The organism is Streptomyces sp. NPDC014006, assembly GCF_043088925.1.
Lineage (GTDB): Bacteria > Actinomycetota > Actinomycetes > Streptomycetales > Streptomycetaceae > Streptomyces.
In genome coordinates, this window is record NZ_JBICAJ010000006.1 from 290,266 (window position 1) to 304,565 (window position 14,300).

The 14,300-nt window shown below is 72.1% G+C and carries 14 protein-coding genes; 4 read left to right on the plus strand and 10 right to left on the minus strand.

Annotated elements, in window-relative coordinates:
* Nucleotides 1–1,113, minus strand: a complete 1,113-nt coding sequence (locus tag ACF1GV_RS22255; RefSeq protein WP_391683527.1) for an SDR family oxidoreductase — start codon at nucleotides 1,111–1,113, stop codon at nucleotides 1–3.
* Nucleotides 1,114–1,305: 192 nt separating this feature from the next.
* On the opposite strand from ACF1GV_RS22255, the gene ACF1GV_RS22260 reads away from it, so the two are divergent.
* Both ACF1GV_RS22260 and ACF1GV_RS22265 read left to right on the plus strand, forming a co-directional pair.
* Nucleotides 1,306–2,766 carry a zinc-dependent metalloprotease gene (locus tag ACF1GV_RS22260; protein ID WP_391683529.1) on the plus strand — a complete coding sequence of 487 codons (1,461 nt, stop codon included), beginning with the start codon at nucleotides 1,306–1,308 and terminating at the stop codon, nucleotides 2,764–2,766.
* Nucleotides 2,763–3,278 carry an NUDIX hydrolase gene (locus tag ACF1GV_RS22265; RefSeq protein WP_391683531.1) on the plus strand — a complete coding sequence of 172 codons (516 nt, stop codon included), beginning with the start codon at nucleotides 2,763–2,765 and terminating at the stop codon, nucleotides 3,276–3,278. The genes ACF1GV_RS22260 and ACF1GV_RS22265 overlap by 4 nt, the downstream gene beginning before the upstream one ends.
* A 79-nt stretch (nucleotides 3,279–3,357) precedes the next feature.
* On the opposite strand, the gene ACF1GV_RS22270 is transcribed toward ACF1GV_RS22265, so the two are convergent.
* The 4 genes from ACF1GV_RS22270 to ACF1GV_RS22285 form a co-directional block, all read right to left on the minus strand.
* Complete coding sequence (locus ACF1GV_RS22270) at nucleotides 3,358–4,113, minus strand: AIM24 family protein (RefSeq protein WP_391683534.1); 756 nt, start codon at nucleotides 4,111–4,113, stop codon at nucleotides 3,358–3,360.
* A gap of 17 nt (nucleotides 4,114–4,130) precedes the next feature.
* Nucleotides 4,131–4,811: an AIM24 family protein gene (locus tag ACF1GV_RS22275; RefSeq protein WP_363262642.1), complete on the minus strand. Its 681-nt coding sequence runs from the start codon at nucleotides 4,809–4,811 to the stop codon at nucleotides 4,131–4,133.
* Between the two features lie 11 nt (nucleotides 4,812–4,822).
* A complete protein-coding gene (locus tag ACF1GV_RS22280) occupies nucleotides 4,823–6,526 on the minus strand; it encodes a TerD family protein (RefSeq protein ID WP_391683538.1) in 1,704 nt (567 codons plus the stop codon).
* 132 nt (nucleotides 6,527–6,658) lie between these two features.
* On the minus strand, nucleotides 6,659–7,255 hold the full coding sequence (locus tag ACF1GV_RS22285) for a M48 family metallopeptidase (RefSeq protein WP_391683541.1): 597 nt from the start codon (nucleotides 7,253–7,255) through the stop codon (nucleotides 6,659–6,661).
* Nucleotides 7,256–7,549: 294 nt separating this feature from the next.
* Between ACF1GV_RS22285 and ACF1GV_RS22290 the strand changes: the two genes are divergently transcribed.
* Together ACF1GV_RS22290 and ACF1GV_RS22295 are read left to right on the plus strand one after the other, a co-directional pair.
* The gene (locus ACF1GV_RS22290) at nucleotides 7,550–8,776 is read left to right on the plus strand and encodes a TOMM precursor leader peptide-binding protein (RefSeq protein ID WP_391683544.1); all 1,227 of its coding nucleotides are present in this window, start codon (nucleotides 7,550–7,552) and stop codon (nucleotides 8,774–8,776) included.
* Entirely contained in the window at nucleotides 8,769–10,139 is a 1,371-nt protein-coding gene (locus ACF1GV_RS22295; RefSeq protein ID WP_391683547.1) for an ABC1 kinase family protein, read from the plus strand. The genes ACF1GV_RS22290 and ACF1GV_RS22295 overlap by 8 nt, the downstream gene beginning before the upstream one ends.
* Nucleotides 10,140–10,195: 56 nt before the next feature.
* On the opposite strand, the gene ACF1GV_RS22300 is transcribed toward ACF1GV_RS22295, so the two are convergent.
* The 5 genes from ACF1GV_RS22300 to ACF1GV_RS22320 form a co-directional block, all read right to left on the minus strand.
* A complete protein-coding gene (locus tag ACF1GV_RS22300) occupies nucleotides 10,196–10,417 on the minus strand; it encodes a hypothetical protein (RefSeq protein WP_391683550.1) in 222 nt (73 codons plus the stop codon).
* A gap of 222 nt (nucleotides 10,418–10,639) precedes the next feature.
* Nucleotides 10,640–10,963 (minus strand): hypothetical protein, encoded by a 324-nt coding sequence (locus ACF1GV_RS22305; protein WP_363262648.1) that lies wholly within the window; start codon nucleotides 10,961–10,963, stop codon nucleotides 10,640–10,642.
* Nucleotides 10,960–11,328, minus strand: coding sequence for a WhiB family transcriptional regulator (locus tag ACF1GV_RS22310; protein ID WP_033313877.1), 369 nt, complete (start codon nucleotides 11,326–11,328; stop codon nucleotides 10,960–10,962). The genes ACF1GV_RS22305 and ACF1GV_RS22310 overlap by 4 nt, the downstream gene beginning before the upstream one ends.
* Before the next feature lie 172 nt (nucleotides 11,329–11,500).
* Nucleotides 11,501–11,785, minus strand: coding sequence for a hypothetical protein (locus ACF1GV_RS22315; protein ID WP_391684040.1), 285 nt, complete (start codon nucleotides 11,783–11,785; stop codon nucleotides 11,501–11,503).
* Between the two features lie 206 nt (nucleotides 11,786–11,991).
* Nucleotides 11,992–14,220, minus strand: a complete 2,229-nt coding sequence (locus tag ACF1GV_RS22320; protein ID WP_391683554.1) for an ATP-dependent DNA helicase UvrD2 — start codon at nucleotides 14,218–14,220, stop codon at nucleotides 11,992–11,994.
* Nucleotides 14,221–14,300: the final 80 nt, after the last annotated feature.

Consider the following 14,300-nt stretch of genomic DNA (forward strand, 5'->3'; position numbering starts at 1 on the left):
TCAGACCCTCCGCCGCGCCTTCCGGGCCCGCCGTACCACCGCGGCCGCGCCCAGCAGGGCCACCGTCGCGCCCGCCGCACCGGCCGCGGTCGCGTCCTTGCGCCCCAGCCGCCGCCCGGCCACGGTGTGCCGCCCGGACGCCTCGTCCAGCAGCTCGGCCAGCACCTCCTCGTTGGTCCACTTCGGCCGCCATCCGGCGTCGTGCAGCCGGCTGCCGCTGACCACCCACGGGTACATCGTGTACGCGAGGTCGCCCGCCGGCGACGGCGTCAGCCCGATCCGGTGCAGCCGCGCCGCCGCGCCCAAGGCCACCGCGGACGGCAGCTCCATCCGCCGGATCCCGCTGAGCTCCTCGACCTCCTCCTGCTCCAGCCACCCGTCGCAGCCGACCGCCAGCTCCCCGTCGACCTTCTCGAGCACGGCGTACTCCAGCGCGCTGCACAGGTCCTCGACGTGGCAGAACTGCCACGCGGGCCGCGACCCGGCCACCACCAGCAGCCGCGGCGACTCGAAGTACCTGGTCAGCGCGGTGTCCGTGCCCCCGACCAGCACCGCCGGCCGCACCACGGTGACGTTCAGCCCCGGATGCGCCCGCGGCGCGCGCCGCGCAAGCCGTTCGATCTCCAGCAGGTCCCCGACCGCGGTGGCCTCCGCCGTCGCCCGCAGCTCCGCGTCCTCCGCCAGCGGCAGCTCGTTGTCCGGCAACGCTCCGTAGACCATCGCGGAGGTGCACAGCACCACCCGGTGCACACCGGCCGCCGCCGCGGCGGTCAGCACGGTCTGGGTCCCCCGCACGTTGTAGGCCGTTCGGGCGGCGGCGTCCGAACCCAGGTCGAGGTCGAGCGCCAGATGGACGACGACGTCGGCGCCGCGGAGCTTGTCGGCGATGGCGGGATCCCGGACGTCCAGGATCTGCCACTGCGCCGCCTCGCACTCGCCGCGCCGCTCGTCGATGGCGATGACCTGCTTGATCTCCTCCGAGGCGGCGAGCCGCTCGGTGAGCAGCGCGCCGACGCCGGACGCGGCACCGGTGACCGCGACGACGGGCCCGCGCGGGGCGGATGTGGTTGAGTGGTTTCGCGCTGCGCGAACCTGCGGATCTGGGGAACTCACCGGGCGTCTCCAGCGGTTGTCTTCATACGAGCGCAAATGACGCGTACGTACCAGGTGGCATCCATCCTGCCGCAGGCGTTCACTCGGCGAAGCACCGAGGCCCGAACCGCTCGCGGTGTCTACGCTGGGTGGTGTTGTCGGGCAGTCGTGCCGTCGGAGAGAGACCGGCGGCCTTACCAGCCGAGGAATCCCGTGAGTGACACCCCATTCGGATTCGGCCTTCCGCCGGAGGAGCCGGAGAACGGCGACGAGGGCAAGGAGAAGGACCAGCAGAGCGGTGGTGGTCAGGGACCGTCCAACCCCTTCGGTTTCGGGCTGCCCGGTGCCGGAGGCCTGGGAGGCGGCGCGGACAATCCGCTCGCTGCCATGTTCGGTTCACTGAACCCCACCGACCTGGGCGCCGCGTTCCAGCAGCTGGGTCAGATGCTCTCCTACGAGGGCGGCCCGGTGAACTGGGACATGGCCAAGCAGATCGCCCGCCAGACGGTCTCGCAGGGCACCCCGGACGGCACCAAGGACGCCAGCGTCGGCCCCGCCGAGCGCAAGGCCGTGGAGGACGCCGTCCGCCTGGCCGACCTGTGGCTCGACGACGCGACGTCGCTGCCGTCCGGCTCGGCCTCCGCCGTCGCGTGGAGCCGCGCGGAGTGGGTCGAGGCGACCCTGCCCGCGTGGAAGGAGCTCGTCGACCCGGTCGCCGAGCGGGTCGGCGGCGCCATGGGCGACATCCTGCCGGAAGAGATGCAGGCCATGGCCGGCCCGCTGATCGGCATGATGCGCTCCATGGGCGGCGCCATGTTCGGCACGCAGATCGGGCAGGCCGTCGGCGTCCTCGCCGGCGAGGTCGTCGGCTCCACCGATGTCGGCCTGCCGCTGGGCCCGGCCGGCAAGGCGGCCCTCCTGCCGCTGAACGTCGAGGCCTTCGGCAAGGACCTGAGCGTCCCGCAGGACGAGGTGCGGCTGTACCTCGCCCTGCGCGAAGCCGCCCACCAGCGTCTCTTCGCGCACGTGCCGTGGCTGCGCTCGCACCTGTTCGGCGCGGTGGAGGGCTACGCGCGCGGGATCAAGGTCGACACGGCCAAGCTGGAGGACGTGGTCGGCCAGTTCGACCCGCAGAACCCGGAGGAGCTGCAGCAGGCTCTTCAGCAGGGCATGTTCCAGCCGGAGGACACCCCGGAGCAGAAGGCCGCCCTGGCCCGTCTGGAGACCGCTCTGGCCCTCGTGGAGGGCTGGGTGGACGCGGTGGTCCACGCGGCCGCCAAGCCACGCCTGGGGTCCGCTGACGCGCTGCGCGAGACGCTGCGCCGCCGCCGCGCCTCGGGCGGGCCGGCGGAGCAGACGTTCGCCACGCTGATCGGCCTGGAGCTGCGGCCGCGCCGCCTGCGGGACGCCTCCCGCCTGTGGGCCTCGCTCACGGACGCGCGCGGGGTCGACGGCCGGGACGCCCTGTGGGCGCACCCGGACATGCTGCCGACGGCCACCGACCTGGACGACCCGGACGGCTTCGTGCACCGCGAGCAGATCGACTTCTCCGAGCTCGACAAGATGCTCGGCGAGGCGGCCGGCCGCGCGAAGCCCGACCTGCGCAAGAAGGACGAGAGCGCCGAGGGCGACAAGCCCGGGACCGACGAGCCCGAGGACGACGACACCGAGTGAGCCTCCACGACGACGCGGTCCTCGTGCTCAAGGGGTACGAGGACCAGGAATTGCTGCGCCAGGTCTACCTGGACCATCTGGCCGCCCACCCGGACGGCATGTGGAAGGCCTGCGCGGACGGCCACATCACGGCGAGCGCCCTGGTCGTCGACCCCGAGCGTGGGCGTGTGCTGCTGACCCTGCACAAGAAGCTGCGCATGTGGCTGCAGATGGGCGGCCACTGCGAGCCCGGCGACACCACCCTGACCGCCGCCGCCCTGCGGGAGGCCACCGAGGAGTCAGGTGTCGAGGGGCTGCGCCTGCTGCCCGGCGGCCCGGTCCGCCTGGACCGGCACCTCACGCCGTGCGCCTGGCACCTCGACGTCCAGTACGCGGCGCTGGCTCCCGCCGGGGCCGTGGAACAGATCAGCGACGAGTCGCTCGACCTGCGCTGGTTCGCCTACGACGAGGTCGCCGACGTAGCGGACGATTCGGTCGTACGGCTGCTGGAGGCGACCCGCGCCCGGCTGTGAACGGCCGCGCCGGGCTCCTGCACGTGTAAGGGGCGTCCGCAGTGGGCGGGCGCCCCTTACCTTTGGCCTTGCGGAAGCGTCAGCTCCAGACGTTGCCCTGGTTCTGTCCGCGCGCCCCCTGCTGCCCCATGCCGAACTGTGCGGCGAGACCCTGCCCGATCTGGGCGTTCTGCGGCGGCAGCAGCTCACTGGGCTGCACCAGCGCGAAGCCGTTGCCCATGAAGCTGAGCTCCCAGCCCTCGCCCGTGCTGCCGCGCCGCCGCCACACGCCCGAGGAGTGCGTCTGGGCCTGCATCTGCACCCGCAGCCCGGTGGACCAGGCGACGATGGCGTCGGCGTCGCAGTTGACGTACTTGTCCGGGGTGACCTGCATCAGCAGCGGTGCCCCGGACGTCATCAGGGCGACCTTGCCGCGCCCCGTGATGTTGAGCTGGTACTTCCCCGAGCCGGAGATGCCGTAGAGGCTGTCCACGGCGATGACCTCGTGGTGCAGCGAGGAATCCATGGCGAGGACGTAGGAGCTGTCGACGGTCAGCCCGTCCTGCTCGACGTCCATGACGTGGACGTGCTGGGCGAGGTTGGCGAGGTACACCGTGCCCTGCCCGTGGCAGCGCATCAGGTCCAGGCCCTCGCCGGTGTACGCACGCGCGCGTGCCTGGTTGTTGCTGCGGTACTCGGCGTCGAACTCGACGAGCCCCTGGTAGGCGACCATCGTGCCCTTGCGGGCCAGGATGTCGTCGTGGCCCTCCAGGGTGACGCGCAGCATCTGCTTGTTCTGCAGGCCCCAGCGTTCGGAGGACTGCAGGTCGTTGTGGGCGAAAAGCGGGCTCTGCATGGCTTTCTGGCTCCCCCTCAGCCCCGGAACCGGAGACGGTCGGTGCTGTCTTCGCTGGGCTGGACGACGACGATGCCCTGGCCGGAGAAGGCCATCTGGTAGGCCTCGCCACTGCCGCGGCCGATGAGCGACTGCGCCTTGAAGCTGCGCTTGCCCTTCACCTTCAGGTTCGGGGACCAGGCGACCAGCGCGTCCGGGTCGACGTACGTCTCGTCCTCGCCGCCGCCGCAGTCGACGACGATGGGCTTGCCCCGGGACGTCAGCGCGACCCAGCCCTGCCCGGAGATCTTCGTGTTCCACAGGCCCTGCCCGGCGAACTTCGCCAGCCCCTTCACCCGCTCCACACCCCACGTCAGATGGGCGTCGAAGGCGAGCAGATTGGTGGCGTTGACGGAGATGCCGTCGCCGTTGAGCTGGATGACGACGACGTTCGCGCCGTAGTCGGCGAGGTAGAGCAGGCCGTCGCCGGAGCACTTCATCAGCGGGGCGCCCTCGCCGGTGATCCAGTCCCGGGCGATCTGGCGCACGGCCGGCGGGTTGGGCTCGTACTGGATGAAGCCCTCGTAGGCGACCATCGAGCCCACGCGCGCGAGGAGGTCGTGCCCGCTCTGCAGAGCGACCTTCAGCATGTGGTTGCCGTGGTTCTCCATGCGGGCGGTGACGGGTGCGGGGGCGAAGCCCGCGAGCGGCTGGTTCATGTCGGGCTCCCTTAGACCTCGTACGGCTGGACGACGATGAAGTTGCCGGGCGCGCCCCGGAACTGGAGGTTGACGCTCTCGCCGGTGTCGCCCGGGTAGGCGTTGCGGCGCATCCGCACCTGGCTGGAGACGATCACCTGGGAGGCGGCGGACCAGGCGACGACGGCGTTGCAGTCGGCGAACGTGGTCGGGGTGACCGGCAGGACGACGGGAGTGCCGTGCGTCTTCACGACGATCGTGCCGGTGCCCTGGAACTGCATGGTGAACAGGGCGCCGCCGGGAATGCCGTGGCCCTCGATGCGGCGTACCTCGTGCTGCAGCGTCTCGTCGAAGGCGAGAACGTTCTCGGCGGAGACGCAGATCGCGTCGCCCTGCAGCTCGATGGGGTGCAGGTGGGTGGAGTTCTCGGCGAGGAACACCTGGCCCTGGCCGGTGCAGCGCATCAGCTGCATCTCCTGGCCGGTGGCGTTGCCGACGATCCGCCCGGCGAAGCCGGCGCCCTTGTAGCTGAAGTCCACCTTGCCCTGATAGAGCACCATGCTGCCCTGCCGGGCGAGCACGGGCTGCCCGCCGATGCCGAGGTCGACGCGGACCAGCTTCTTGTTCTGCTGCGTCCAGCGCTGGCCGGTCGGCGTCTCCTTGAACTGCTGGAGCGCAGCGGTGACACCGGCACCCTGGGGCGCACCCTGGGGGGCGCCGTACGCCTGCTGGCCCGGGATCTGGCCGTAGGAGGGCTGCTGACCATATCCGGGGGGCGTCGGCTGCTGGCCGTAACCGGGGGGCCCGGGCGGCTGCTGGCCGTAACCGGGCGGCGGGGGCGGGGAGTGCGGGGCCTGGGGCTGGGCGTAGCCGGGCGGCAGGGGCATGGTCGCCTGCCCGGGGTGCGGGCCGTGGGGCACGTTCGGTCCCGGGTAGGGGGCCGGCGGGGGCGGCGGCGGGGGTGTGTGCGGGGTGCTGCCGTGCGGCGTCAGGGGCGCGACGATGGTGGGCTGCGCGTGCACGGACGGGGCGGGCGCCGGGGCGGGGGCCGGGGGCGGCGTGGCTCCCGGCGGCGGCGCGAAGCCCTGCGGGGCAGGGGCGGGAGCCGGGGTCGCGGCGGGGCCGGAGGGCACGCCGAACGCGGGCGCGGCGAAGCCGGGAGCGACACCGGGCTGCGGATGCGACTGCGGCTCGGCGGGCGTCTCCTCCTCGAGCACCTCGCCGCCGAAGTTCTTCAGCAGCGCCTCCAGACCGCCGTCGAAGCCCTGCCCGACGGCGGCGAACCGCCACACGTCCTTCAGGTACAGGTCGCCCAGCATCACGGCGCGTTCGGTGGAGAACTCGGCGCCGGTGAAGGAGTAGCGGGCCACCTCCTCGCCGCCGGCGACGATCCGCAGATATCCGGGGTTGATGTGCGCCATCTGCCCGGCGCCGTCGATGGTCGCCGTGAAGGACAGCTTCTGGATGTGCGGGGGGATCCTGTCGAGCGTGACACGGAAGGACTCCGTGTCGCCCGCCTGGGAGCCCAGCAGCTGGATGGCCTCCTCCGGGGACTTCGGCTGGTTGAAGAAGACGAAGTACCGGTCGTCGGAGAGCCGTTCGGTGGCGTCCAGGCCGAAGCAGCTGATGTCGAAGCTCAGCCCGGGGGCGGAGATCTGCACACCGACGTACAGATCTGTGCCCGCGGTGAGGTCACTGATCCTGGCCTTGTGGCCACGTTGGAATTCCCTGGGCATGCGTTACGACCGTCCCCCATCCCGAATGCGAGTGCGTCGCGCCAGGCTAACGGCAAACCCGGACATCGACGCAGGCCGGTACAGACCCGCTACACAACGACCGCCGGGCTGCAGCACAGACGGTCGGCGTGATCACTCTCCGCGCGCACCGGGCACGTGCGGCAGCCGCTCGGCGGCGACCACGCCCTCGAGGTAGCCGCGGGCCCGCTCGGTGCGCGGATAGGCCTCGAGCAGCCGCCAGAAGTCCGGGCCGTGGCCCGGCACCAGCAAATGGGCCAGCTCGTGCAGCAGGACGTAGTCGACGACGTACTCCGGCATGCCCTGCAGCCGGTGCGACAGGCGGATGCTGCCCTCGGAGGGGGTGCAGGAGCCCCAGCGGGTGTTCTGGTTGGTGACCCAGCGCACGGAGGCGGGGCGGGCGCGCCCGCCGAAGTACTGCGCCGACAGGTGCTCGGCGCGCTCGGCCAGCTCGGTGTCACCCAGCTTCCGCTTGCTCTCCTGGGCGGCCAGCTTGTCGAGCATGACGGTGACCCAGCGCCGCTCCTCGGCCTCGGACATGCGGGCGGGGATGAGCACGATGGTGCGGTCGCCCTCGCGGTAGGCGGAGACCGTACGGCGTCGGCGACTGCTTCTGCGCACCTCGATCGCGCTCGTCCCCGAGCCGGCGGTCGGCGGGCTCGTAGTGCTGCGCTGAGGTGCTCCGGCGCGGTGGAGGGGGTCGGCGGACACGCCCCGACGTTACCCGCTGCACACGGTGGAAGTCCCGGCTCCCGAACGGTTGTGTTCCGATGCCCCACCGAGCGCCGGATTTGTACGACCGACGTGTACGACGATGTGATGGATTGATCCGTACGACCAGTACGACGAATACCTTCGCCTGTGGATAACTTTCGGCGCCGGGCCGCGGGGCCGGGCATGCTGGCATGCGTCGGCGGGGCGTGGACGCCCCCACGCCCCCGCCCCGCCGGCACCAGGACCTTGCTTTGTGACCTTGCCGACCTTCTCGGGCTACGGGGGCCTGTCATGCATCCAGTGGTGAAACCCGCGCTGCGGCGCGGCTGGCGCGATCTGAACACCGTGCAGTTCGGGATGACACCGGCGCACGCGATGACACTGGGCCCGGTGGACACGGCGACGGGCAGCTTCCTCGAACTGCTCGACGGCACCCGCGGGCTGCCTCTGCTGCGGGAGCAGGCACCCCGCGTGGATCTGCCCGACGGCCATGTCGACCGGCTGGTGGAGCGGCTGACGCGGGCCGGTCTGCTCGACGACGCGCGCGGCGGCGGCCGGGCCGCGGCGGCGCTGCGCACCAAGAAGGACGTCCTCGACCGGCTGCGGCCGGACCTGGAGTCGCTGTCACTGACGACGTCCGAACCGGGTGAGGCGATCTCTCTGCTCGCCGCCCGCCGCAGTCTGCGGGTGCAGGTGCGCGGAGCCGGGCGGGTGGGGTCGACCGTGGCCGCGCTGCTGTCCGCGGCGGGCGTCGGCGAGGTCGACGTCCGCGACACCGGCCGGGTCGAGCCGGGGGACGTCACGCCCGGCGGCGTGCCCGTGGAAGCGGTCGGCGAGCGCCGGGACGAGGCCGCCCGCCGTGGCGCGCGCCGGGCCGCCCCCGACCGGCCGCCGCGCCGCACCGCACGCTCCCGTCTCGAGGACGACGAGCCGATGCTGTCGCTGGTGATCATCGCCCCGCGTGACGACGTCGCCGTGCACGCGCCCGCCCCGTCCGCGGCGGACGCGCTCGTCTCCTCCGGCACCCCTCATCTGTATGCGGGTGTGGTGGAGGCGACCGGTGTGGTCGGCCCCCTCGTCCTGCCCGGCGAGAGTGCCTGCGCGGGCTGCCTGGACCGGGACCGAACCGACCGGGACCCGGCCTGGCCACGCATGATCGCCCAGTGGCGCTCCGGTCGGCAGCGTCCCGTGCGGCCCTGCGACGTGACCCTCGCCACTACGGTCGCCGGGCTGGCCGCCGCGCACGCGCTCGCCTTCCTCGACCGGCGCTCCACCGCCGCGGCGGACACTCGCTGGGAGGTGTCCCTGCCGGGGCTGCAGTGGCACGCGCGACCGGTGTGGCCTCACCCGGAATGCTCCTGCGCCGCGGTCGGGCAGAGCCCGGCGAAAGCCGAAGGGGAACGGGTCTTAGAGGACGGGGTAGCGCACGAGACAATGGCTGTGCAACGGTCGTCGATTCGGGTACGCCGTCAGGCACGCGCGGCGCGGCCGGCTGGGACTTGGAGGGCGCATGTCTGATCTTCCCCGGAAGGCGGTCACCCGGACCGCCAAGCTCGCCGCGCTCCCGCTCGGCTTCGCAGGCCGGGCGACTTGGGGGCTGGGCAAGCGGATCGTGGGCGAGTCCGCGGAGATCGTCGGCCGCGAGCTGCAGCAGCGAACAGCGGAGCAGCTGTTCAAGGTGCTCGGCGAGCTGAAGGGCGGGGCGATGAAGTTCGGGCAGGCGATGTCCGTCTTCGAGTCGGCGCTGCCCGAGGAGATCGCCGGGCCCTACCGTGCCGCCCTGACCAAGCTGCAGGACGCGGCGCCGCCCATGCCGACCCGCACCGTGCACGCCGTACTGCGCGAGCAGCTCGGCGAGGACTGGCACGAGCTGTTCGAGGAGTTCGAGGACAAGCCGGCCGCGGCGGCCTCGATCGGCCAGGTGCACCGGGGTGTGTGGCACGACGGCCGTGAGGTCGCGGTCAAGGTGCAGTACCCGGGCGCTGGTGAGGCACTGCTCTCCGATCTGAACCAACTGAGCCGGTTCGCCCGGTTGTTGGGTCCGCTCGTGCCCGGCATGGACATCAAGCCGCTGATCACGGAGTTGAAGGACCGCGTCTCCGAGGAGCTGGACTACGGCCTGGAGGCGCAGGCCCAGGAGGTGCACGCGGAGGAGTTCGCGGGCGATCCGGACGTGGTCGTCCCGGCGGTGGTCCACCAGTGCGAGCAGGTCCTCGTCACCGAGTGGATGGACGGCGTCCCGCTGTCGGAAGTGATCGCCGACGGCACGCAGGAGCAGCGGGACCGCGCCGGGCAGCTGCTGGCCCGCTTCCTGTTCTCCGGCCCCGCCCGCACCGGTCTGCTGCACGCCGACCCGCACCCGGGCAACTTCCGTCTGCTGCCCGGCGGTCCGGATGGTGAGGACGACTGGCGCCTGGGCGTGCTGGACTTCGGCACCGTCGACCGGCTGCCGGGCGGACTGCCCACGACGATCGGCGACTCCCTTCGGATGACGCTCGACGGCGAGGCAGAGGCGGTCTACGAGCTGCTGTGCACGGAGGGTTTCGTCAAGGAGTCGATCGACCTGGACCCGGAGGCGGTCCTGGACTATCTGCTGCCGATCATCGAGCCGGCCCAAGTGGAGGAGTTCACCTTCAGCCGAGGCTGGATGCGCAGTCAGGCCGCCCGGGTCGCCGACCCGCGTTCCCCTGCCTACCAGTTGGGCAAGCGGCTCAACCTCCCGCCGGCCTATCTCCTGATACACCGGGTGACGCTGAGCACCATCGGCGTGCTGTGCCAGCTCGGTGCGACCGTCCGGATGCGCGACGAGCTGGAGGAGTGGCTGCCGGGGTTCGTGCCGGAGGACGGCGCGGACGAGGACAAGCCGGCGGCGCAGGCGTAGGGACACACACCGGGGAACACCATCGGGCGGGGCCGGTCACCATTAGGCCGGCCCCGTCACCACCAGGACGAGTCCAGGCGGCCCTCGATGGCGCGGAGGTTCTCCCGGGAGCAGGCGTCGCAGAAGTAGCCGCGGACGCCGTTCTCCACGGAGAAGGTCCATGTGGTGGGCTGCGGTTCGGTGGCCGTGGTGCCGCAGCGGGCACACACGGGGGGCCGGGGCTCCGCCGGGGAGCTGTCGCCCTCGGCCCTGTCACCGCTGCCGGGAAGGCTCGTCATCCGGTGACGATAGCGCCCGGACCGGGTGACCGCCGGGTACACCGCCCGCGGGGGCCGGTCCGTGGTGGACGGACCGGCCCCCGCGGGGAGCCACGCCTCCCGGTACGGGAGGCCGCTGCTGTCAGTAGTGCCGCTGCGGTGGCGGTGGCACGGGCCGTGCCCCGGTGCCGTCGCCCGTGGGCGGATGGCACCGCGGCGCGGCCGGATCAGTGCATGACCGCGTCAGTGCATGACCGCCATGGCGAGCGCGCGGCGGGCGCGCAGGGAGGCACGCTCGGCCCGGCGCTGCATCCGCTGGGCGGCCGCCAGGCGCACGGCCTGGCGGTCCCGCTCGGCCTCCCGCAGTCGCTCGTGCATATGCGCACGTGCCAGGGCTTCTGGGATGAGTTGCATCTCTCGGGTCCTGTTCTGGCGCGAGTCGGGCGCGCCGGGCGTAGTGAGGTCTTCGATCGCGGAGCCGGTGGGCTCGCTGGTGGACGGCTTCATCGGGGCCTGCTTCTGGGGGTCGTGCGTGAGGGGACGGTCGATCGTTCCTGTGGTGTTCATGCGGTGACCGGGTTCTTGCGCGGGCGGCCACGCGGCCGCTTCCGGGCGACGACGACACCCTGCACGAACAGCTCGCCACCCCAGACGCCCCAGGGCTCGCGCCGCTCCTTGGCGCCGGCGAGACAGGCCTCGACCAGCGGGCAGGTGCGGCACAGGGACTTGGCGTACTCCACGTCCGCGGGCGACTCGGCGAAGAAGACCTCCGGGTCGTAGGAACGGCACGGGACGGGTACGCCCAGGTTCTCGATGGCGTCGTCGAGCGCGGTGAGCGCGGTGAGCGGGGTCAAGGCGGGGTCCTCCGTGGAGCCGGGCTTGGGGATCGTGTCGGAAGGCGGTACGGACGGGGCGTGCGCTTCGAGTTGCACGGATCGTCTTCCTCGTCTGGTCGTTCCGGCCTGTTGGCCGGGTGGCGGCTGGTACCGGGTTCTTTTCTTGTCCCGAGGCCCCTTCGCTCTGCCGTCCCCGTTCGGGGAAAAACAGAAGGGCCGCGGATCCCGGATGGGGTTCCGCGGCCCTGAAGGCGCCGGCCTGATCGAATCAGGCTGGATCACTCCAGGGTTCTGGCCCACGGAAGGCCCACATCAGGTGGTGCTGCGTCGTCTGCTTCCGCATACCGGCACCGGTCGCCGTAAAGGCATAGGCCTGCGCCTGCGCCACTACTGCTGCTTCCAGTGCCTTGGTCGGTCGCTCACTGCGCTCGCGGACCGGAAGACCCGCGAGGGCAGGGGAGGACGCCGGGCGGACGGCACGAATGCCGGACAGACCGGTGCCCTGGTTCGAGGCGCCGAGCATGCACAGGGAGACGGCCGCGGGATCGGTCATTTTGGCCGTGGTGCTGGTGTAGTTGGCGTTGATGGTGATCACTGGACTCGCCTCCTCTCGGCGTCTCAAGGACTGGGATGAACCAGTCCAACGGATATGCAAGTACAACACGGCGTCAGGGCCTTTGAGAAGGCCGCTGTTCCCGTGCCTAAGAACCTATGGGGATTGCTGGGGCATGTGCAAACTATTTTTTCGACGAGTTCGCATCAGTCGTCGATCTTGCCTGCCGCACCGCCCTGGCCCGGGTCCCGGCCTGCGCAGATGGCCAGGACGTCGGCGCCGTAGCGGCCCAGCTTGCGGGCTCCCACGCCGGGGATGCGCGACAGCTCCCGCTCGTCGTCGGGCACGGCTTCCGCGATCGCGATCAGGGTGCGGTCGGTGAAGACGCAGAACGCCGGCTGGCCGCTGAGCCGGGCCTGTTCCGCCCGCCAGTCCCGCAGCCGCTCGTACAGGCCCTCGTCCATGTCGGAGGGGCAGTCCTCGCAGCGCATCAGCTTCATCTCACCGGCGTCGGTGAGGGTACGTCCGCACACCCTGCAGCGGGCCGGGGTGCGCGCTCTGCGCCGGAGCGCGGGCTCGGCCGTCGTACGGCCGCCGCTGCCGAAGCCCCGCTCCACACCACCGGCGCCTCCGGCACCCCCCGCACCGCCACGGCCGGCGGCACCGGACGATCCGGGGCGCAGCCCGTCCAGGAACCGGCTGGGGCGGCGGCTGGCACGACCGCCGGGCGAGCGGGAGAGCGCCCAGGAGACATAAAGACGCTCGCGGGCGCGGGTGACGCCGACGTAGAGCAGCCGGCGCTCCTCCTCGATCTGCTCGTCGGTCCGGGCGTAGGTGATCGGCATCATGCCCTCGGCGACACCGGCCAGGAAGACGGCGTCCCACTCCAGGCCCTTGGCGGAGTGCAGGGAGGCGAGCGTGACGCCCTGCACGGTCGGGGCGTGCTGGGCGCCGGCCCGCTCGTCCAGCTCGGCGACCAGGTCGGCGAGGGTGGCGCCGGGTTTGGCGGCGGCGAAGTCCTGGGCGAGGTGGACCAGGGCGGCCAGTGACTCCCAGCGCTCGCGGACCGCGCCGGAGCCGGCCGGGGGCTCGGAGGTCCAGCCCTCACCGGAGAGCACGGCCCGCACCAGGGAAGGCAGGTCCACGGCTTCGTCGAGGGCGGAGTCGTTCCCGCCGAAGCGCGCCGCGCCGCGCAGGGCCATGCCCGCCTTGCGCACCTCGGGGCGGTCGAAGAACCGCTCGGCGCCGCGCAGCTGGTAGGGCACGCCGGCGTCGGCGAGGGCCTGCTCGTAGGTCTCGGACTGGGCGTTGGTGCGGAACAGGACGGCGATCTCGCTCGCCGGGACGCCGGCGTCGAGCAGCTCGCGGATGCGGCGCGCGCAGCCCTCGGCCTCGGCGGGCTCGTCGGTGTACTCGGCGAACACCGGCTCCGGGCCCGGCGCCCGCTGGGAGACCAGCTCCAGACGGTGGTCGGCGGCCCGCCCGCTGGCCTGGGCGAGCAGGCCGTTGGCGAGGCGGACGACCTGCGGGGTGGAGCGGTAGTCGCGCACCAGCTTGACCACGGTGGCGCCGGGGTACCGCAGCCGGAAGTCCAGCAGGTGGTCGGGGGTGGCGCCGGTGAAGGAGTAGATGGTCTGGCTGGCGTCGCCGACGACGCACAGGGAGTCCCGGTCGCCGAGCCACAGCTCCAGCAGGCGCTGCTGGAGGGGGCTCACGTCCTGGTACTCGTCGACGACGAAGTGCTGGTACTGGGCGCGGACCTGCTCGGCGATGTCGTGCCGGTCCTGCAGGACGGCGACGGTCAGCAGCAGCACGTCCTCGAAGTCGATCACGGCGCGCTGCCGTTTGAGGTCCTCGTAGGCGGCGTACAGCTGGGCGATCTCGGCGGGGTCCCGGGGGGTTTCGCGGCCGGCCTTGGCGGCGGCGAGCGCGTAGTCGGCGGGGACGGTCTGGGTGACCTTGGACCACTCGATCTCGGCGGTGGCGTCGCGCAGCTCGCCGCGGTCGAGGCGGAGGCGGCAGGCGGCGGCCGCGTCGCCGACGAGCTTGATCTTGCGGTCGACGAGCCGGGGCATGGAGCCACCGATCGCTTTCGGCCAGAAGTACTGCAGCTGCCGCAGGGCGGCGGAGTGGAACGTGCGGGCCTGCACGCCCTGGGCGCCGAGCTGGCGGAGCCTGCCGCGCATCTCTCCCGCGGCCCGGTTGGTGAAGGTGACGGCGAGCACGCTGGAGGGCTGGAGGATGCCGGCGCGCACCCCGTAGGCGATGCGGTGGGTGATCGCGCGCGTCTTGCCCGTCCCGGCTCCGGCCAGCACGCACACCGGTCCGTGCAGCGCGGTCGCCACCTCGCGCTGCTCGGGGTCGAGCCCTTCGAGCACCGCGTCGGCCGAGTCCGGTACCTGCGGGAAGAGGGGGGAATGCGTTGCTGCTGTCACATGGCCATGCTGCCAGGTCGTCCGGTACGGGAGCGGCGGTTGTCCACAGGGAGGGGCCCGTAGTCCTATTAATGCGACGG